The organism is Enterococcus sp. AZ170, from assembly GCF_050545135.1.
In the GTDB taxonomy this organism is placed as follows: Bacteria; Bacillota; Bacilli; order Lactobacillales; family Enterococcaceae; genus Enterococcus_L; species Enterococcus_L ureilyticus.
Genome location: NZ_CP172947.1, coordinates 750408 through 769493, shown reverse-complemented (window position 1 = coordinate 769493; position 19086 = coordinate 750408). Strand labels below are relative to the sequence as shown.

Here is a 19086-nt window from a genome sequence, read left to right as displayed (position 1 = left end):
ACACTCTATACTGTCTATCTCCTTGAATTGTATATCAATGAAACTTCTCTCCCTTTGCACGCCTTGTATTGTTCATCATCTACTCTGGCTAAGCCAGTCGTAATCCTTCAATTCTTAGAGTTTTAACTCTTAGTGGTTCTCTAGTAAGGTCACTTCTCTCCCTTTGCACGCCTTGTATTGTTCATCATCTACTCTGGCTAAGCCAGTCGTAATCCTTCAATTCTTAGAGTTTTAACTCTTAGTGATTCTCTAGTAAGGTCACTTCTCTCCCTTCGGTCGCCAAGTATTGTTCATCATCTACTCTGGCTAAGCCAGTCGTAATCCTTCAATTCTTAGAGTTTTAACTCTTAGTGATTCTCTAGTAAGGTCACTTCTCTCCCTTCGGTCGCCAAGTATTGTTCATCATCTACTCTGGCTAAGCCAGTCGTAGTGATTCACAACAAAAAAGATTCAAAGTATTTCTACTTTGAATCAATTTCTTTCATTACATTCGATAAGACACCATTAACAAATTTTCTTGAACGGTCGTCACTATATTTTTTCGCTAATTCAATTGCTTCGTCTAAAGCGACTGTGTTAGGAACATCTCCCACATAAAGCATTTCAAAAATTGCTATCCGTAAAATGATCAGATCCATTTTAGCAATACGGGTGATTGACCAATTGTTCCCTAAATGTTTTTTGATAACCTCGTCAAGTTCTGCCTTTCGATCACAAACGCCACCTACCAATAAATCTAAGTAAGTTGGAACAAATTCTTCTCCGTCTTCACTAATGATTTCTTGATTATCTAACTCTAATGCATAAGAAATTGCATCTTGTTTTGTTAAGTCAACATTAAAATCTAAAGGAAATAACGCTTGAAGCGCTTTTTCACGAATCTCTCGACGAGTAAAACTTGGCTTACTCATTTTCGCCCTCATCTTCTGGGAATAATTCATCAAAATCTGGTTCAGGAAGCTTTTCAGGAACAACAGCGACGACATGAATATTCACTTCTACTAAATCGATATCCGTCATGAATAATACTTGTTGTTTCACACGATCTTGCATCTCTAATGCTACTTTAGGGACAGAGATGCCATAATTTAAGTAACAATAAATATCGACTTTTAATCCTTCTTCTTCAGCTCTTAAATAAACGCCTTTACCGTGAGCGGCACGGCCTAAAAATTCTGTTACATTATTAGCAAATGTTCCTCGCATGCCATATACACCATCAATTTTAGATGCTGCAATACCAATAATGACTTCAATTACTTCCGGCGCAATCACGATTTCGCCTAAAGAATCTTTTGTATTGATCACTAGATTTTTTTCGTCAGTCATTTTAATCCTCCTTATAATAAAAGCGTAGCTAGATAAACACACAAACGTAGTTGACATTCAGTTATGACAAGAAACTTTTTAAATCATCAAAGCTTCTATCCATTTACCTATCTAATGTTTCCATTCTTCCATAGTTTATCATTAATTCACTCGTTTCGCTACCAAAAAAACTATGAGAAAATGAGTCAAAAACGGTTTGAGCTTAAAATAAAGGGTCACTCCAGAAATCTACTGGTTTTTTCTTATGAGTATGCTCATTTTTATAATATAATCAATTCTTTAGGGGAATGTGTCAGTACTCGATTCCCATCTTTAGTAATCAATAAATCGTCCTCGATTCTAACACCTCCAAGGCCAGGCAGATAAATTCCTGGTTCATCCGTAATTACATTTCCAGGAAAAAATTGTTGATCTGCTCTAAAGGAAACATTTGGTCCTTCGTGGATTTCTAAACCAATCCCGTGACCTGTACTATGACCAAATGCCTCACCGTAGCCATAAGAAACGATATGATCACGAGCAATCGCATCCAATTGAATACCTGTTAAGCCAGGTTTTGCCTCATCTAATACTTTTAATTGTGCTTCTAAAACAATTTGGTAGATGTCTTTTAATTTGCTATCTGGTTCCCCGATTGCAAAGGTTCTAGTCATATCTGAAACATAGCCTTCATAATAACAGCCAAAATCTAGTGTGATCAAATCCCCTTTTTCGATAACCTTTTGACTCGCAACGCCATGAGGCATTGCTGAACGAACACCGCTTGCAACGATTGTTTCAAAAGATACGCCCGAAGCACCTAAAGAACGCATATAAAAATCTAATTGGTTGGCAATTTCAATTTCCGTCATACCTGGTTTGATTACCGTCAAAATGTGCTTAAAGCCCATATCTGCAATGCTGCACGCCTTTTCAATAATCGCAATTTCTTCTTCATCTTTAACTTCACGAAGCTCTTCGATCAAGCCTGCTACTGGAATTAAATCACACGGTGTAATTTCTTCCAATAAGCTATATTCTGCAAAACTAACAAACGTTTCTTCAAATGCCAAATTAGCCAATTGTTCTTTTTCTGCGATAGCCACAACTTCATCATAAATCGGACCAGAATTTTGAATGATTTCAAACCCTTGTGCTTGCTCTGCTGCTTGTTCAGTATAACGAAAATCCGTTATAAAAAAAGCTTTGTCCAACGTGATAACGGCTAATCCAGTTGTTCCTGTGAAATTCGTTAAATAACGTAAATTATACGGACTTGTCACTAAAAACCCTGAAAGATCGTTTTTTTTCATCAATGTTCTTAATTTATTTACTCTTGCCATCATTTTTTTCATCCTTCTTTCCAAAATAGGTTCTTCCTTATTATAACAAATAATGATTTTGAAAAACACCGAAGACATACAACCTCTAAATTATTCTAAAGTTTCTCCAGTATAAGCGCTAATTTTATTCTTTTTTAATTTATTTCAGTTATAGTTTAAAGCGAAAGTGAGGTTACTGAATGAAGAAAAGATACTTTATCTATTTAACTCTGTTCGCTATCATCGGTATAATCGTTTATGCCTTTTTTATAGAACCAAAAAGGATTGTCGTACATAACTACACAATTGGAAATAATGACGGAAAAAAACCAGTCAAAATTGTTCAACTTTCAGACATTCATATTCAAGAAAAATATCCTGTTACCCAACTAGAAAAAATCGTAACAAAAGTAAATAATGAAAATCCAGATATCATTGTATTTACAGGTGATTTATTCGATAACTACGCTAAATACGGACCAGCCGAAGAAGTAATCGCCGCTTTGAGCCGCTTAAAAGCTCCTCTAGGGAAATACGCGGTTTGGGGCAATCATGATTATGGCGGTGGTGCGGCTCGCGTTTACCCCGATATTTTAGCAGCTGCAGATTTTCAGCTACTAGAAAATACGGGCTTAAATGTCTCATTGCCTAACGAAAAATCAGTTTATATCGGCGGTTTAGATGATTCCATGTTGGGAAATTCATCCATCAATGACACTTTAGTTGATCGTCAAAGTGAGTATACTATTCTACTAAGTCATGAGCCAGATAAAGCTGATGACGTTCTTGATCACAATGTTCAATTGATTTTATCGGGTCACAGCCACGGCGGTCAAATCAAGCTTCCTTTTATTACTATTAAGAATACGTTGGCAGAAAAGTATTTCACTGGCTTTTATGATTTAGCAAACAACACAACTCTCTATGTCAATACAGGGTTGGGAACGACAAAAATTCCAGCACGGTTTAGAGTGCCCCCTGAAATTGCCGTTTTCGATCTTTATATTTAGAATCAACAGGAAACGACTACCCCAAAATAATATTATTTTGGGGTAGTCGTTTCCTGTTAGTTTAGTACGTTAATCAAGTTCCTTTACTCGACCGCCAATTTTATCAGCGAATTTTTTTGCATAATTTTTAGTTTGAAAGATTCGAACACTTTTTTTATCTCTTGTACGTTGCCCGTCTCTACCAATATAGCCATGTAATACTTTTACAGCGTACATTACCATTCCCCCTTTATCATTTATGAACTGTACTAATTGATGTAACTTAACTATAGCCAACACAACTTAACCCAAACATAAAAATCCTCGAAGATTTTATGAACACTTATTAAGACATTACGAAAAACAATTATTTTTGCTTAAAAATATTTTTTCTCCTTGAAAAACAAAAAAGAGCGGAGATCGTTTATTCTCTCAGCTCTTCACAATAAATGATCAAAAAAACGACTGACTGTACTGCTAAACAATAATGTCTTTTGTTTTCTTATCCATATGTATTCTAGCTGTCCAAGTTTCGAAAGTAACCAAGACAGGTTCTGGATGATTCAATTCTTTTTGATAGGAGGATAATTTAGGTTCGATCATTTCCATTGATTCAATCTGCTCAATGGCAAACTTCCCTTTTAAAAGCAGACTCTCATGTTCAATTTCTTGATAGCAACAAACCGATCCGTTTTGATTACATTGAATATTTTTTACTGTTTCACCATGTCCATCTAAATAAAATTGTAACTTCAATAAGCCCTCTCTCCATAGCGGTTCAGAAACAGTAATAACCGTTGGAAAATCACGTTTATCAATTGTTGAAATCAAAAATACGGTACTTGAATTTAATAACCTGACAATTCGCTCATGTATTTCCATCGTTGAAGGCCCCCTGTTAATCAAGTTTCTATTAATTATAACAAGGTTATAGTGCTTTTGGAAAGCTATACCCTTTTTTAACAAAGGAAAAAACGAGAAGAACATTTGCCACAATTTCTTCTCGTTTCAACAAGCCTACTCGCTGATTTGATTCTTTTCTTTCAACCAATTGCTTTGGCGACTTTTACTTAAAATCCAGCGGCAAAGCGGACCGACAATCAATAATTGTAGCGGCAACGCCATAATTAAATTGCTAAAAAAGCCTCCAATATAATAGCCTAAGAAATTTTGTGTAAACCCAAATTGCATGACAACACCATACATTGACATAAAAAAGACCATTCCCAAAACCATACAACTAGAAACAGCAATGATCATATGAATTTTTTTTGATTTATTGATCGGTAGAGCAAAAGCAATTTTTTTAGCAGGTGTTGCAACAACTAAGACATCGAATAAAAAGGCAACGATAAAACCTGGAACAAGCCCTACCAATAGATTACTTAGTGAAAATTGTCCGTGTAGTAAAAGATTATAGGCACTCATAGAAAGCACCATTGAAAAACAGACAATCGTTGTAAAAAATATTCCTTCTTTTTTATTTTGCGGCATATAGACACTCCTCTTTGATTTTTGTAGCAGAGTTTATGCTATCATATATAAAAAAATCTCGTAAGTTAAATTTTTCTAATTTTAGAGAAAAATCCAAAAATATTTTTTAAAGAAGGAAAAAATAGAGAACGAATGAAATTTTTCAATCTATTAAAAATCAATATACTTGTTTTTTCCAGCTATTTTGGGATAAATTAAGGCTAAAATGATTGGAGAATAAAAATGATGTATGTAGGTTTTACTTTTAGCATTATTTTCAATTTTTTGGTGGTAAGTCTAAAAAAACGACTTATAGTTGGGAAAAGAAAAAAAGAACAACTGTTTTCCTACTTATACTATCGCTGATTTTAATTGTAATCTTGATGGTTTATGTCTTTATTTCAATGTTCAATGGTTCTGTTATATCTTTTTGATTATATAATCAGAATTTCCCAGATAAGTCTGAAACGTCTTTTGTATTAATATAAGAACACTTTGCTAATCAAATAAATTAACAAGGTGTTCTTATATTTAAAATTTATCACAAATCACATTTTTCTTCCTCTATCTTTTAGCTTACAACTAGAAAAATGATATTTCCCTTTTTATTTCCTGAGTGTGATTTTGGAAATCCGCTCCTTTTCACCCTCAACATCCAGTATTCTTATCAATAGTTTGTACTCTTAGATTGTGTCTCGATTAATCACCGCTAATAATCGCGCATACATTGGCCCACTTGAATTCCAACTGAACTCTGGAATATCCTTACCATTATTCGCCTTATAAATATCATTCAGCACTTTCTTTTCGTCTGGATGCCCTACTAATCGCACCTTTTTCCCATCAAAATAGTAAATCTGCGCTTTATTGTCAATCTTATAAAAACAGTTCATTGTTATCTCTCCTTTTTTTGTTTGTTCTGGTTTGGATTCGCTTGACTCTAAAAATAAATTTGCTTCATCGTATCTTCTATCCACAAGTCCTTGTAAAATTTTTCCGTTAGCATACACGTATTTTTGCATCTCACTTGCAGCTAATTGCCACTGTTGGCTATTTATATAAACTAACAGTTGTGAGTTTTGTAAAATGTATGCACCTAAGTTAAAATGAAAACTTACTAAAGCATCAAATTGATTTTGATTAAGTTGTGCTGTCACAAATCGAAAAATACCTGTAACATGACTTTTAACATCTTCATCTAAAAATGAATTAGCTTGATCTTCGGTTATTGTCATACCTGGAGTAACACCAGATGTATGCCCATAACCGATAGTCCAGATACCAACAGAATCTTGATATGCAGTTAACCGTAACCCTTCCCACTTAGCAATTAAATTACGTCCTTTAGACGATAATTGCATATTTTCATTAGCCAATACTTATTCACTCCTAACATAATTTAGTTGTAAGATCTTACAAAATTTATTGTAGTATATAATTGTCTATCTAGACTTTCGTTATTCTGTCATTATTCACCCAATAAAAAAGACTGAAACATAATCAATAAAGGCTATCTTATAAACGCTTCAAAAATTGTAATTGACTATTTTAGTAATCATTATTACTTTAAAATTATTGATTTTTACATCTGCTGTTTCGAGATAATTCTTACCAAAAAAATTGTATCTGTATTCTTATTATCAGTATTTTAAAACAAGGTTTCTTCTTTTGTTAATAATATCTTCTTGTACAACACTACAACTACAAGAATCTTCTTTCTATCATTCCTATTCCAAATAATGAGAGCACTCAATGAGTGCTCTCTTTATTTTATATACTTAAATTGTTTCTCGATTAATTACCGCAAGTAATCGTGCATACATCGGTCCACTCGAATTCCAATTAAATTCTGGAATATCTCTACCATTGTTCGCTCTATAAATATCATTCAAAACTTTTTTTTCATCTGGCGCACCTACACGTCTAACCTTTTGCCCGTCAAAATAATAAATTTGTGCCTTATTGTCAACCTTGTAAAAACATTGCATAGTTACCTCTCCTTTTTTTGTTTCATTCATATTCTCTTGTTCATAATTTGGTCGAATAACTCCCCAAACACCGTGCATATTGTGTCTAATTCTCGCTGCTGGACTACCTACAGTTAGACTTGGATTGAGCCAATTTTGGTCAATCGAAACAAAAGTACCATTAGAACTTCCATCTTCAATCGCAATAGCAGTATGCCCATACGTAGCGAACTCTCCTAATCCCCAGATTAAAATATCTCCTGTCTTAATCTGGTCCGCACTTGTTACTCTTACTCTTGAAAAACTATTTGGGAGATTTTGTGAAGTTAATTCAATCGCATTTCCGTATGGATGCCAACCGAAGTAACGTTTCATAATATGAACAGTTAAATCCATACATTGAGAGCCATAAGCTCCATCTTCATCAACTGATTTCCCTACTAGACTTTCTGTATAGCTTACAACTTCTAATACCCTAACCATGTTCTACCTCCTAACACTATTTATTTCGTAAGATCTTACAACACTAGTATATTAGAACATTTCACTCTAGACCTATCAATTCTCTATCAATAATCTCCCATAGAAAAAAGCCACCACATAAGTGCTGGCCATACAAATACAAAATACCAATATTAATGCTACCTTTAAGTTCAGGTAAAGACTTTCATTATACCTAATAACATTGGCAAACCAATACAATATATAACTAAAAACATACATAAACTCTAAAAATAAATAAGTAATAACAACATTAAAAAAACTGTAACCCTTCTAATACAAGGATTACAGCTACATTATTAATTATTATTGAGCTACTGGGTAAACAGACACTTGTTTTTTGTCACGGCCTTTACGTTCGAAACGTACTACACCGTCAACTTTAGCAAATAAAGTGTCGTCTCCGCCAATACCTACGTTTGCTCCTGGGTAAATTTTAGTTCCGCGTTGACGGTATAAAATTGATCCACCAGTAACAGTTTGTCCATCAGCACTTTTAGCACCTAGGCGTTTAGATTCTGAATCACGACCATTGGAAGTCGAACCTCCACCTTTTTTGTGGGCGAATAATTGTAAATTCATGTTTAATAACATCGTCTGCACCTCCTATTTTTCATTTATGGTTTTGACTTGAATAAAGTCAAGATTTTCTCGCTCGACTGCTTGTAGACCTAATAAAAGGTTTTCCAAGAGAATTTGGGCGATGTTGGTTTGTTCCTGATTGGCCTTTGAAATCACTTCAACATAAAGGTAACCACCTTCATCTTCGTTGGTTTCAACAATCGGTTCAAAGCCAGCTAGCGCATCGATCCCATTGACAGTACTGATCGTTAAAGCAGACACAGCTGCACAAACGATATCACTCCCATATGGACCTGATTCTGCATGCCCTGAGACTTCAAAAGAAACAATTTGACCTGAGTCATTTCGTTTAAAAGAACTTTTAATCATTGATAGGCCTTCTTTCCTATGCAACTTAAAAGAATTATGCGTTGATTGCGTTGATTACAACTTTTGTATATGGTTGACGGTGACCTTGTTTGCGGTGAGTGTGTTTTTTAGGTTTGTATTTGAAAGTCACGACTTTCTTTTGTTTGCCGTGTTTTTCTACAGTTCCTTCGACAGTTGCACCTGCGACAGTTGGAGCTCCTACTTTCGTAGATTCGCCACCCACTAAGATAACTTCGTCAAAAACAACTTTTTCGCCAGCTTCTACGTCTAATTTTTCAACGTAAATTGCTTGACCTACCTCAACTTTTACTTGTTTACCACCAGTTTTGATAATTGCGTACATGCTATACAGCACCTCCTTCTTCTAAACTTAGACTCGCCATCCCAAGTGACAACATAACTGTTCTACTTAAAAACTTGTTCTGTGCGGTTGTAGCTGTGGAGTCCACAATTACAACATTAATACTATATCAAATTAAGGACTGAGAGTCAATAAAAACTTAATGCTTTAGTCCTATAAATCACTTTTCAAAAAAATTAGTTGTTATTTCAAATTTATGATTGACTTTATTTTATATGTTCATTATAATAAACTCTGTTGCGTTAACATATTGCGCCAATAGCTCAGCTGGATAGAGCACTCGCCTTCTAAGCGAGCGGTCGGGAGTTCGAATCTCTCTTGGCGTATTATTTTAAACGTTTATATGAAAAACACCAACCATTTATTGGCTGGTGTTTTTTTATTGTTCTTATGATAGTTCTACTTTTCCCGTGTACAGTTGATGATAAATTCCTTTTTCTTCTAGTAAATCTTCATGACTGCCTCGTTCGATGATACGACCATGATCCATCACCATGATGGCATCCGAATTTTGGATTGTTGATAGACGATGAGCGATAACGAATACAGTTCTGCCCTTCATCAAACGATCCATTCCAGCTTGTACATGTTTTTCGGTTCTGGTATCAATACTAGAGGTTGCTTCATCTAAAATCATCACTGGTGGATTAGCAATGGCTGCTCGTGCGATTGCTAATAATTGACGCTGTCCTTGTGACAAGCCTTCTCCGTCACCTGTGATCACAGTATCGTACTTCTCAGGTAGATTATTGATAAAATCTTCTGCATTGGCAAGTTTGGCTGCATGGATCACCTCTTCATCAGATGCATTCAATTGACCATACCGAATATTTTCGCGAATCGTTCCAGTAAATAGATGGGTGTCCTGTAAAACAATTCCTAAAGATCGTCTTAAAGAACTCTTTTTGATTTTTTTTACGTTGATCCCATCATAGCGAATTTTACCTTCTTGAATATCATAAAAACGATTGATCAAATTCGTGATCGTGGTTTTACCAGCTCCGGTGGCGCCGACAAAGGCAACTTTTTGACCTGGTTCTGCGTACAGATTGATGTCTTTTAATACTCGATGTTGACTATTGTAGCCAAAGGACACATCTTCAAAACGAACATCTCCAGTTAATTCCGTATAGGTTACCGTGCCATCGTGATGCGGATGCCTCCATGCCCAAATACCAGTTCTTGTGTCGCTTTCAACAAATTTATCTCCATCACGATTCACATTAACTAACGTCACATACCCGTCATCTACTTCTGATTTTTCATCAATCAATGTAAAAATCCGATCTGCTCCAGCTAAAGCCATAATGACAAAATTGATTTGTTGGGACACTTGACTGATCGGCATATTCAATGAACGACTCAATTGTAGAAATGAGGCAATCATCCCAATCGTCAAACCAGAAACACCATATACCGAAAAGATTCCTCCAACGACTGCCAAAAGGACATATTGAATATTTAATAAATTCATCATGATCGGCATTAGGCTATTGGCATACTTATTGGCTTGTGTAGCACTTTGACGTAGTTCTTCATTGATTTCTTTAAATTGCTTGATTGTTTGAGGCTCATGATTAAAAATTTTCACGACTTTTTGCCCATGCATGATTTCCTCGATATAACCATTCACACTACCTAAATCCCGTTGCTGTTTGCCAAAATAACCACTGCTGCGCCCAGCTATCATTCGAATGGTCACAATCATTATAGAAACAGAGACGAGCACCACTAAAGTCAATGGCACACTGATGGTAAACATTGCAATAAACACACTGATAAAACTAACCACCGCTGCAATCAGATTAGGAATACTTTGAGAAATCATCTGCCGCAAAGTATCCGTATCATTTGTAAAATGACTCATGATATCCCCATCAGAATTCGAATCAAAATAGCGAATCGGTAATGTCTCAAGATGGGTAAACATTTCATCTCGAATCGTTTTTTGTGTGCCTTCGCTGATACGTACCATAATGAGATTAAACCCTAAATTTGAAATGATCCCAACACCATAAATTAGTGCCATCGTCGTAATTGCCTTCAATAATCCAGAAAAATTAGGATTACTTTGTCCAAGTAATGGTGTGATATAGTCATCAATCACAACTTGTAAAAATAACGAGCCTCGAACATTGGCGAAGGTACTCAGCAAAATGAGAATCATTACTAATACGAGACGAAACTTATATTTTTTAACCATATATGAAAACAGTCGCTTTAGCGTTCTCAAAGGATCTTGACTTTTGCGAATCCCTTTTGTTTGTTCATCACGCATTCTCTTCACCAAATCCTTTCTCCTGAGACTCATAGACTTCTTGATATATTTGATTAGTAGCAAGTAATTCGTCATGGGTTCCGATGGCATTGATCAAGCCTTTATCCATCACAATAATACGATCAGAATCTTGAACAGAAGAAACACGTTGTCCGATGATAAAGGTTGTCGTTCCAGGAATTTCTTGTCGCATTCCTTCCCGAATCAAACGATCTGTTTTTGTATCTACGGCACTTGTCGAATCATCTAAAATCAAAATTTTTGGTTTCTTCAACAACGCACGGGCAATACATAGACGTTGTTTTTGCCCACCAGATACATTATTCCCACCTTGGGAAAGCATCGTATCATATTTATCAGGAAATTCTTCAATAAAACTATCCGCTTGTGCAATCTTACAAACTCTGATCAAGTCTTCATCTGTCGCATCTTCATTTCCCCAACGTAGGTTTTCTTTGATTGTTCCTGTAAACAATACATTGTTTTGTAAAACCATACTGACTTGATCCCGCAAAGATTTCAAATCATACTCTCGCACATCATATCCGCCAACTTCGACCGATCCTTGCGTCACATCATATAATCTTGGAATCAACTGGACTAATGTTGATTTAGAACTACCTGTTCCACCAACGATCCCGATCACTTCACCTGATTTGATTTCCATATTTGCATGCATCAATGCTAATTTGTCAAGATCATTCGCATAGCTAAAACAAACATCATTAAAGCGGACAGAACCATTAGGAATTTCATAAAGCGGATCTGCATTGTTTTTTAAATCACTTTCTTCTGATAAAACTTCAGTGATCCGTTCAGCAGATGTCCGTGCAATCAGTACGATGACAAAAACCATTGATAACATATTTAAACTCATTAAAATCTGCATCGTATACGTAAACATACTGACCAGTTCCCCAGTAGTCAACGTACCCCCTACTACAAATTTTGCCCCTAACCATGAAATCAACAACATACATGTGTAGACTGCAAACTGTAAAATCGGATTGTTGAAGGCAACAATGCTTTGTGCTTTCGAGAATGTTTTGTAAATATCTTTAGAAACCGTTTTGAATTTCTCATCTTCATGCTTTTCTCTTACATAAGATTTAACAACACGAATTCCTTGTAAGTTCTCTTGAACAACGTTATTTAATTTGTCATAAATACGAAAAACTTTATTAAAATTTGGGTGAGCAAAATAAATAACTGCCGCTAAACCAATCATCAAAAATGGCACGACGCCTAAATAAATCAAGGACAGATCCTTATTGATACTATAAGCCATGGCTAATGAAAAAATCATGATCAATGGACTCCGGACTAAAAGCCGAATAATCATTTGATACGCATTTTGAACGTTGGTCACATCTGTTGTCATCCGTGTGATCAGGCTAGAGGTTGAAAAACGATCAATATTTGAAAAAGAAAACCCTTGGATGCGAACAAATAATTGGTCTCGCAAATTTTTCGCAAAGCCAGCTGATGCAACTGCGGCATATCGACCGGACATCGCACCAAAAAATAACGCAATGATGGCACAAACAAATAAAATCGCGCCATACATCAAAATGGCTTTGGTATCGCCTTTTTCGATGCCGTTATCGATCATCATTGCCATAACCAATGGGATAATGATATCTAAAATTACTTCTCCAGTTACATAAAGCGGCGTAATGATACTTTCTTTTTTATAGACACCGATATTGGCGATCAGTTTTTTTATCATGTAATCCGTTCACCTTCCTTATTTATTTTTTTGCTGTTTTCTGATAATTTTTCCAATAATTTGAAAAAGATTGCTAGTTCTTCTTCTGGAATTCCCTGCATGAGCAACTCATCAAATTTATGTAGCTTCACGATATTTTCTTTGACTTTATGTTCGCCTAATCCCGTTAGAATAATCGTTTTGTAGCGGTTGTCTTCTTTACAACTGCTTCGCTCGATAAATAAGCGTTTCTCCATTGTTTGTAGAACGCCTGTTGCAGTGGAACGTCGAATGTCAAATTCTTGTTCGATGTCTTTTTGATAGACTGGGATTTGTTGACTATTACGGCGGTGAATGAAGTTTAGAATGCGCATTTGGATACTTGAAGAGGCTTCGCCGTCTTCTTCTTTTAGAATTTCTGCTGACTTTCGATTGAGTTCGTTGGCTAAAATTCTGATTTTTAGACCGATTTTTTTGTTCATTATTTTCCTCCTCGCTACATAGTTCGGTTCCTAACTATATTACGATAAGAGTTACATATCGGTCAAGTTAAATTCGAAACATCAAATGTAATTCTCAAAGCTATTGGTTAAAATACACTTATATCATTCAAATTAAAATAACATTAACTGGTATGAGTTCGGTTCACTTCCGAAATCATACCAGTTAATTAGTCTATAATTCATATACCTTTTTTTGCGAAACACTTCATTTTTTTCTTAATAACTATCACCATAAAGTATAGATTTACTATTCTAATTTATACGTTTCCATATATAAACTGTCATATATGGTTGTAAATTACTAATTGGTCTACTTGACTCGTCTCCGGCATCATATGGATCAGTTGCTATAAATTTTCCTTTTTCGACATTTCCACTTTGCCAAGGAGAATAAGAGATATTTCCACCTTTCCATGAAGTCCATTTAATTACTCTATTCGGTATATTCCATATAGCTAGCTGATGCGTTTTTTCTCCACCAATTTTTCCACTTGTAAAGTCTGTATCTGCCTCGTCTACACCGATAAGTACCCTACCTTTAATTCTTTCCCAGGAACCTCCCATGATAGTACTTGGATTACTTGCATCTGTACTTTGAAAAATGCTACCAATTGGATAAAAAATATCTAGCAAATTTTTTCCATTAATCTGAATACTATTTTTAAAGTTTTTAACTCCAGTGATTTCCTCATCACCAGTCTTTTTAACAACTGTTTCATCAAAATTATCAATCGCACTTACATGAGTCTTCGGATAAAGTAGATTCCCTTTTTCTTCTAATTGTACAATATCTGCCATTATACTGATCCCACCTTACTAAACGTTATTGTTGGTAATGTATCTAATTTTTTCTTGTCGGCTGCACTCATCAATCCACTTGCGATTTGAGTTGCCACAGCTGTTGTTGTAGCATTTGTCCCAGCTGATCCTGTAGCTCCAGTTGCACCTTGTGGACCTGTGTCTCCTTTTTCACCTTTGATTGTTGTCATTCCTTCAACCGCACTGACATGGGTTTTAGGATAAACAACGAATCCATCACTTTTTAATTCAACGATATCCGTCATACTTTTCCCACCTTCTCTATTGTTATTCCTGTTCCCTCAACACCTAAATCTTTAGCTGTTAAGGTGATGTCGCCTGTTTTTCCATTGATTGATCTAACACCAATTCCTGCTGTTGCGATTTGATCTAAACCAAGAACTGCACTAACATGGGTTTCAGGAAAAACTTGACGTTGTACACCTGATTCCTCGGTTTCCATAACTTTTTTGATTTCTACTTCATGTGCCATTAGACTGAGCCTACCTTTCTTAGTAAGAAAGTATGTTGTTTTTCACTGTCGATTTCAGCTATCACTAAGGCTGAAGCTTCTTTTTTATGAGTAACGCTTCCTACTTTCGTCACCTTATGATTCAAGCTAAATTTATCATCTCGAATCGTTCTAAGAATTCCGGTTTCACCACTTTTTAAAGTAAAATGTGCTTGTTTTAAGTCTTCGATCAAATGCAAAAGATTCCCCGCAGCATTTTCATCTAAAATTCCTTTGATCGTAGCAAACCATTGGTCAAATTCTGTTCTTTGACCTTGTGACCATTGATCATAGCGCTGCTGGTTTGTTGTGATCCACACTTGGAATTCAGCAATAATCCGCTGTAGTTCTTCTTGTGCTACCACATACCAGTCATCATAGACCTCCTGACATGTTTTCACCCATTCAGTAAAATAGCGTAAAATTTCTTCAAATGTCCAAATGTAGTTACTATCTTTGACCCCATCATCATAAATGCTTTTTTTGACTTGATACGTAAAATCACTGGTAGAAAATTGTTGGTGCCAGCTTAAGTCTTTTTGCAGTTCTCTAAAGCTAAAGTAAGCCGTATTTTCTCCAATATTTTGCATATCGTAATTGGTTAAGGTGTATTCTAATGTTCCTTTTTTTGCGTCGATGATTTTAGTGACTTTTTGTTCCGATAAACCGAGACCTGCATGATGTCCTTGTTTGACGCAGAAAAAAGGGGTTAAATTTGAAATGTCTTTTGGTTTTCCATGTTCTGTTATAGTTACAGCCAAGACTTGGCTTCCTTCGTCAAATTGACGAATCATGATCGAAGGAATATTATCGTTTGGTTGTGTTGTTGATAAAAAAATTGGATAGACGATTGACATTTACTCACTCCTTTCTAAAAATTGTTTATTTGGGCGGGATGACAATTGAGCTGATTTCACTTGCTCCGACCCATGATCGCTCATATTTGCCGACTACTTGTCCTAATCCGATATTTTGTTCATAGGTTTGGAAACCTCCATTGGCTAAACCACGGATGACGCCTGTATGACCATATGTGCTGTCGACAGTAAAGCCGCCAATATTGCCGCCACGCTTCCAGTTGATGATCGCCCCTACGACTAACTGTTGATAAGACGGGTTATAAATAACTTTCCAACCGACTGCGGCCCAATTATATCCACTACCAATTTCAGCCGCTGCTTCTGTATTTCCGATTACATGGCTTAAGGGATAGCCTGTATTAGCGCCTAAACCACAGCCTCCTAGAAATCCAGAATACTCTGCTGAGACAGCATAACATTGTCCATTACCTAAAGGCTGTTTGTACAATGTATCTAAATGAGCCAAGCCTGCTGCTCCAGTAGCAGCTCCAGGTTTTAAATTTCTTAATTTGTCATACCAATACTGAGCTTGCTGAGCTCTGGCTGGTTGATTTGGATATTTAGGATGCTCATAAAATGCAATAAAATATTCCGCTGCCAGTCTAACATCTGATAATTTGGTAAAGTCCCTAAATGATATAGTTGATAAGTCTGGGCGTTCATAATTTGGAAACCACTGTTGATTATTTTCCATTTCCCATTGAATGCGACGGCATTGAGTATCAAGCGTTCGATGGTCCAACCCATGTTCGTTACACCAATTAACAAGCTTAGATTTAGGTGTCCATTGGGTTAACCCATAACCGCCGCCACCACTTAACTCGTCAATATCAGGCATGATTCCCGATTCTGATTGGATATTTCCAAGCATTCCAGCGATAGATTGCTTTGTCCAGCCTTTATTTTTAAAAAATTGCCAAATTCCCCAGGCATTTTTTTCTTGATCTGTTGTCAGCTCTGGTGGGATGCCACCGCCTCCACCAGACCCGCCGCTGCCGTTTCCTGTAATTTCTTTTCCATTAAGAAATAGTTTACCGTTTATATTTAATTCACCTTTGAGAGCAACTTTTCCAAAAATCTCTAGCTTAGGATTATCTGCTGTGCTGTCGGGTGGAATACTAATCACATTGGCATGATTTTTAGCATCGGTTGATTGTGTCGCTATATTGATCGAATAGCCTGATTTTTGGATAATGGTATAACCATCTAATTTGCCTTCTGTAAATGCTGGAGCAATTGCTCCGAGCTCTTTTCCTGTTTTTGAATTAAGAAAGCGAATTTTACCATCAAGAATATGCACTTTAAATCCATTACTATCTGATTCAAATTGGGAGCCGTAAATATTTACGCCTTTAATATCAATGGCTCTCAAAGTCCCCGTGTTAATATAATCAGCATTAAATTTCCCATCGATTGTCCAAGCAGTTTGAGGTTTATTGGTAAATTTGTCTTTAACAAAACCTATGCCGTCAGAATTCATTATCAAAAAATGTTTACTATTTTCTAGCGAATTGCCATTCATAAAAACTTGCTGATATGGTTCACGACTTTGGGATTTACCTGTTTCAATCCCATTCATCAATTTTATCGAGCCGCCTTTAGCTCCACGAATAATATCATCTTGCCATTTCGAAATTTCTTCTGAGTCATAAAAAGTCATCTTCTTCTCTTCTAAAGAATCAACATTCCCCTTTAAATCAGATGTGGCTTTTGAAATGCTTTTCGTGATGTTATCCCCTAAGCCTGCTTCGACTTTTCCAGTTAAACGATCGATCTTCACTTTAAAAATCCGTGTTTGATAATGATAATTCCGATCGTGTCGATGAATCGTTACGGTATTGCCAATTGTATCGCCGCCTAAAATCTCAGTTTTAAACTGGACAAGTGGTCGAGAATACTCCACCAGAGACTGATAGGTTTGCTGTAGTAATTTTTCTGGACTTTCTTCATCGTCAAACGTGATGACTTTTTCTCGTCTGCGCATGCCGCCATTTTTTAAGGGAATACCATATAGTTTGGTCATTTCAGGAAATTCTAACCAGTTTTGGCCCTTGGGTTTATTCAAAGGATTGCCATTGCTTTTTTTCCACTCTACATTCGTGAATTCGATCCGTTTGCCCTTGCCATCTCCCACATCTTCACCACGTCCGCGGCCAATCAAGCTTGTATATACTTGATTACGGTCTTGTTCTTTCACAATGCTTAATGCCTTGTCACCGTAAGTAAAACGTTGTTTGCTTTTTACACCGATTTCACGATAAACTTCTATCCATTTATCTGTAATCCCAATGCCATCTATCTTATATTTAAAAAGAATTTCACAGCCTTGTGTTTGAATATTTTTTAATGCATCCCGTACAGATAGGAAACTGAAATCGTCTGTTATTGCAGGTAAATTCGCGTCTAATTTGTCTACGCGCCATTCTGTTTCTACTAATAATTTTTGAATTGTACTCTTGACTGATTCATTTGTTACTTGAATATTTTTAACAACATATGAATCAAGCTCGTCAGGTGCAAAGCTAATTCCCACAAAGGATAACAAATTTTCCTCTTCACTATCTAAAATAATTCTGTATAAACTATAGGAAGATGCTTCTTCTTTCACAGCCATATAAGCTGCTTGTTTTAATTCGTCATCATATAGAGTAGATACATTTAGAGTATCATTCATCAATTCCTCTTTGTTTGCGGTAATTTCCTTTTCCTGGATGACTTCTATCAACTCATTTTCTTTCACGATTCGTAACAAGTGCTGGCGCTCATCAAAGAAATAAACACTTTTATTCATAACTGAACCTCCCTATAGGAAATAGTCATTTTACCATTGTTGCACTGAACAGTTTGACCTTCTTTAATACTAAAATTTTCAAAATCACTTTCTAAATCTAGTAAAAAGGTTTGATCTAGTTCATTGACAAAGACTTTTCCCTTTAAGAAATCAAAAACAACTTGGTCGCCCGCACTTAAATTATAGCTTGTGATTTTGATTGTTTTTGCTCCATTTGTAATCACTAAAGAACCAAACGCTGCAATAGTCACAGCAATTTTTTCTGGTGCTGTGTGATAGGGTAAATAGGTCGTAATCGCTCCGTCTGTTTTTAACAGAACGGAATATTTTTTTGGATCTGTACAAAGAATTTCAAAACTTGCAATAATATTATTTGTATCTCCCCGAACATCATCTGTCGTCCTATATTGTCCATGATAATGGTAGTCCAATTCGTCTTTGAAGCGAATCTCAACATCTGACTTTTTATAAAGTAAATGCATCAATTGCCGGTATTTCTTCTGTATATCTTTCGCATCATTTCCGATCAATTGATAGCTTACTTTGATTGTTCGAGCTGGTAATTTTTGATTCAGTTTGATGCTCCCTACTTGTGTTTCTTGTGTTTCAATATCCAGTGATAGCATTTCTCTACCTGTTACAGCTAACGTACGGTAGCCGTCGATCATTTTTTCTAGATACACACCGTCATACATCATGGCTGAAGAAGGAAGGATCAAATCATCTTTATGGACTTTTTTCGTTGTGTCTTCAAAATAATACATG

21 protein-coding genes, 1 tRNA gene and 1 other annotated feature are annotated in these 19086 nt (G+C 35.9%); of the genes, 2 read left to right on the top strand and 20 right to left on the bottom strand.

The features are described 5' to 3' along the window. Window positions 1–461 precede the first annotated feature (461 nt). The 3 genes from nusB to IGJ55_RS03725 form a co-directional block, all read right to left on the bottom strand. Window positions 462–911: a transcription antitermination factor NusB gene (gene nusB, locus IGJ55_RS03735; RefSeq protein ID WP_069639262.1), complete on the bottom strand. Its 450-nt coding sequence runs from the start codon at window positions 909–911 to the stop codon at window positions 462–464. Beyond that, window positions 904–1329 carry an Asp23/Gls24 family envelope stress response protein gene (locus IGJ55_RS03730; RefSeq protein WP_069639263.1) on the bottom strand — a complete coding sequence of 142 codons (426 nt, stop codon included), beginning with the start codon at window positions 1327–1329 and terminating at the stop codon, window positions 904–906. The genes nusB and IGJ55_RS03730 overlap by 8 nt, the downstream gene beginning before the upstream one ends. A 260-nt stretch (window positions 1330–1589) precedes the next feature. Then, window positions 1590–2654, bottom strand: a complete 1065-nt coding sequence (locus IGJ55_RS03725) for a M24 family metallopeptidase (RefSeq protein WP_430607330.1) — start codon at window positions 2652–2654, stop codon at window positions 1590–1592. Between the two features lie 176 nt (window positions 2655–2830). Between IGJ55_RS03725 and IGJ55_RS03720 the strand changes: the two genes are divergently transcribed. Next, window positions 2831–3640 carry a metallophosphoesterase gene (locus IGJ55_RS03720; RefSeq protein WP_430607329.1) on the top strand — a complete coding sequence of 270 codons (810 nt, stop codon included), beginning with the start codon at window positions 2831–2833 and terminating at the stop codon, window positions 3638–3640. 69 nt (window positions 3641–3709) lie between these two features. Here the strand turns inward: IGJ55_RS03720 and IGJ55_RS03715 are convergent, their stop codons facing one another. The 8 genes from IGJ55_RS03715 to rplU all read right to left on the bottom strand — a co-directional run bounded on the left by IGJ55_RS03715 (window position 3710) and on the right by rplU (window position 8854). Then, on the bottom strand, window positions 3710–3856 hold the full coding sequence (locus IGJ55_RS03715) for a hypothetical protein (protein WP_167351662.1): 147 nt from the start codon (window positions 3854–3856) through the stop codon (window positions 3710–3712). Window positions 3857–4096: 240 nt separating this feature from the next. Beyond that, window positions 4097–4501: a hypothetical protein gene (locus IGJ55_RS03710; RefSeq protein ID WP_069639265.1), complete on the bottom strand. Its 405-nt coding sequence runs from the start codon at window positions 4499–4501 to the stop codon at window positions 4097–4099. 135 nt (window positions 4502–4636) lie between these two features. Next, on the bottom strand, window positions 4637–5113 hold the full coding sequence (locus tag IGJ55_RS03705; protein WP_069639266.1) for a DUF2798 domain-containing protein: 477 nt from the start codon (window positions 5111–5113) through the stop codon (window positions 4637–4639). Window positions 5114–5775: 662 nt separating this feature from the next. Then, window positions 5776–6468: a lysozyme gene (locus IGJ55_RS03700; protein WP_430607326.1), complete on the bottom strand. Its 693-nt coding sequence runs from the start codon at window positions 6466–6468 to the stop codon at window positions 5776–5778. Window positions 6469–6870: 402 nt separating this feature from the next. Further along, complete coding sequence (locus IGJ55_RS03695) at window positions 6871–7542, bottom strand: CHAP domain-containing protein (protein WP_429950283.1); 672 nt, start codon at window positions 7540–7542, stop codon at window positions 6871–6873. 324 nt (window positions 7543–7866) lie between these two features. After that, on the bottom strand, window positions 7867–8154 hold the full coding sequence (gene rpmA / locus IGJ55_RS03690) for a 50S ribosomal protein L27 (RefSeq protein ID WP_010762831.1): 288 nt from the start codon (window positions 8152–8154) through the stop codon (window positions 7867–7869). Window positions 8155–8166: 12 nt separating this feature from the next. Continuing rightward, window positions 8167–8511 carry a ribosomal-processing cysteine protease Prp gene (locus IGJ55_RS03685; protein ID WP_429950281.1) on the bottom strand — a complete coding sequence of 115 codons (345 nt, stop codon included), beginning with the start codon at window positions 8509–8511 and terminating at the stop codon, window positions 8167–8169. A 34-nt stretch (window positions 8512–8545) separates the two neighbouring features. Continuing rightward, a complete protein-coding gene (rplU, locus tag IGJ55_RS03680) occupies window positions 8546–8854 on the bottom strand; it encodes a 50S ribosomal protein L21 (RefSeq protein WP_010762829.1) in 309 nt (102 codons plus the stop codon). Window positions 8855–8873: 19 nt separating this feature from the next. Beyond that, window positions 8874–8953, bottom strand: a sequence feature (ribosomal protein L21 leader region). 171 nt (window positions 8954–9124) lie between these two features. Between rplU and IGJ55_RS03675 the strand changes: the two genes are divergently transcribed. Continuing rightward, a tRNA-Arg gene (locus tag IGJ55_RS03675) sits at window positions 9125–9198 on the top strand. A gap of 62 nt (window positions 9199–9260) precedes the next feature. Here the strand turns inward: IGJ55_RS03675 and IGJ55_RS03670 are convergent. The 9 genes from IGJ55_RS03670 to IGJ55_RS03630 all read right to left on the bottom strand — a co-directional run bounded on the left by IGJ55_RS03670 (window position 9261) and on the right by IGJ55_RS03630 (window position 19085). Continuing rightward, on the bottom strand, window positions 9261–11150 hold the full coding sequence (locus tag IGJ55_RS03670) for an ABC transporter ATP-binding protein (RefSeq protein ID WP_069639275.1): 1890 nt from the start codon (window positions 11148–11150) through the stop codon (window positions 9261–9263). Beyond that, complete coding sequence (locus IGJ55_RS03665; protein ID WP_069639276.1) at window positions 11143–12879, bottom strand: ABC transporter ATP-binding protein; 1737 nt, start codon at window positions 12877–12879, stop codon at window positions 11143–11145. Before IGJ55_RS03665 ends, IGJ55_RS03670 begins: the two co-directional genes overlap by 8 nt. Continuing rightward, complete coding sequence (locus IGJ55_RS03660) at window positions 12876–13340, bottom strand: MarR family winged helix-turn-helix transcriptional regulator (protein WP_429950279.1); 465 nt, start codon at window positions 13338–13340, stop codon at window positions 12876–12878. Before IGJ55_RS03660 ends, IGJ55_RS03665 begins: the two co-directional genes overlap by 4 nt. Window positions 13341–13613: 273 nt before the next feature. Further along, the gene (locus IGJ55_RS03655; protein WP_430607323.1) at window positions 13614–14159 is read right to left on the bottom strand and encodes a phage baseplate protein; all 546 of its coding nucleotides are present in this window, start codon (window positions 14157–14159) and stop codon (window positions 13614–13616) included. After that, window positions 14159–14425, bottom strand: a complete 267-nt coding sequence (locus tag IGJ55_RS03650) for a collagen-like protein (protein ID WP_430607321.1) — start codon at window positions 14423–14425, stop codon at window positions 14159–14161. Before IGJ55_RS03650 ends, IGJ55_RS03655 begins: the two co-directional genes overlap by 1 nt. Continuing rightward, window positions 14422–14652 (bottom strand): hypothetical protein, encoded by a 231-nt coding sequence (locus IGJ55_RS03645; RefSeq protein WP_069639280.1) that lies wholly within the window; start codon window positions 14650–14652, stop codon window positions 14422–14424. Before IGJ55_RS03645 ends, IGJ55_RS03650 begins: the two co-directional genes overlap by 4 nt. Beyond that, window positions 14652–15527 carry a phage baseplate upper protein gene (locus tag IGJ55_RS03640; RefSeq protein WP_430607319.1) on the bottom strand — a complete coding sequence of 292 codons (876 nt, stop codon included), beginning with the start codon at window positions 15525–15527 and terminating at the stop codon, window positions 14652–14654. The genes IGJ55_RS03645 and IGJ55_RS03640 overlap by 1 nt, the downstream gene beginning before the upstream one ends. A gap of 25 nt (window positions 15528–15552) precedes the next feature. After that, a complete protein-coding gene (locus IGJ55_RS03635) occupies window positions 15553–18321 on the bottom strand; it encodes a phage tail spike protein (RefSeq protein ID WP_430607318.1) in 2769 nt (922 codons plus the stop codon). After that, on the bottom strand, window positions 18318–19085 hold the full coding sequence (locus IGJ55_RS03630) for a distal tail protein Dit (protein ID WP_430607317.1): 768 nt from the start codon (window positions 19083–19085) through the stop codon (window positions 18318–18320). Before IGJ55_RS03630 ends, IGJ55_RS03635 begins: the two co-directional genes overlap by 4 nt. Window position 19086: the final 1 nt, after the last annotated feature.

Coding starts and splice junctions, on each gene's coding strand:
- nusB (WP_069639262.1), bottom strand. CDS start 911: ATGAGTAAGCCAAGTTTTACTCGTCGAGAGATTCGTGAAAAAGCGCTT.
- IGJ55_RS03730 (WP_069639263.1), bottom strand. CDS start 1,329: ATGACTGACGAAAAAAATCTAGTGATCAATACAAAAGATTCTTTAGGC.
- IGJ55_RS03725 (WP_430607330.1), bottom strand. CDS start 2,654: ATGATGGCAAGAGTAAATAAATTAAGAACATTGATGAAAAAAAACGAT.
- IGJ55_RS03720 (WP_430607329.1), top strand. CDS start 2,831: ATGAAGAAAAGATACTTTATCTATTTAACTCTGTTCGCTATCATCGGT.
- IGJ55_RS03715 (WP_167351662.1), bottom strand. CDS start 3,856: ATGTACGCTGTAAAAGTATTACATGGCTATATTGGTAGAGACGGGCAA.
- IGJ55_RS03710 (WP_069639265.1), bottom strand. CDS start 4,501: ATGGAAATACATGAGCGAATTGTCAGGTTATTAAATTCAAGTACCGTA.
- IGJ55_RS03705 (WP_069639266.1), bottom strand. CDS start 5,113: ATGCCGCAAAATAAAAAAGAAGGAATATTTTTTACAACGATTGTCTGT.
- IGJ55_RS03695 (WP_429950283.1), bottom strand. CDS start 7,542: ATGGTTAGGGTATTAGAAGTTGTAAGCTATACAGAAAGTCTAGTAGGG.
- rpmA (WP_010762831.1), bottom strand. CDS start 8,154: ATGTTATTAAACATGAATTTACAATTATTCGCCCACAAAAAAGGTGGA.
- IGJ55_RS03685 (WP_429950281.1), bottom strand. CDS start 8,511: ATGATTAAAAGTTCTTTTAAACGAAATGACTCAGGTCAAATTGTTTCT.
- rplU (WP_010762829.1), bottom strand. CDS start 8,854: ATGTACGCAATTATCAAAACTGGTGGTAAACAAGTAAAAGTTGAGGTA.
- IGJ55_RS03670 (WP_069639275.1), bottom strand. CDS start 11,150: ATGCGTGATGAACAAACAAAAGGGATTCGCAAAAGTCAAGATCCTTTG.
- IGJ55_RS03665 (WP_069639276.1), bottom strand. CDS start 12,879: ATGATAAAAAAACTGATCGCCAATATCGGTGTCTATAAAAAAGAAAGT.
- IGJ55_RS03660 (WP_429950279.1), bottom strand. CDS start 13,340: ATGAACAAAAAAATCGGTCTAAAAATCAGAATTTTAGCCAACGAACTC.
- IGJ55_RS03655 (WP_430607323.1), bottom strand. CDS start 14,159: ATGGCAGATATTGTACAATTAGAAGAAAAAGGGAATCTACTTTATCCG.
- IGJ55_RS03650 (WP_430607321.1), bottom strand. CDS start 14,425: ATGACGGATATCGTTGAATTAAAAAGTGATGGATTCGTTGTTTATCCT.
- IGJ55_RS03645 (WP_069639280.1), bottom strand. CDS start 14,652: ATGGCACATGAAGTAGAAATCAAAAAAGTTATGGAAACCGAGGAATCA.
- IGJ55_RS03640 (WP_430607319.1), bottom strand. CDS start 15,527: ATGTCAATCGTCTATCCAATTTTTTTATCAACAACACAACCAAACGAT.
- IGJ55_RS03635 (WP_430607318.1), bottom strand. CDS start 18,321: ATGAATAAAAGTGTTTATTTCTTTGATGAGCGCCAGCACTTGTTACGA.
- IGJ55_RS03630 (WP_430607317.1), bottom strand. CDS start 19,085: ATGTATTATTTTGAAGACACAACGAAAAAAGTCCATAAAGATGATTTG.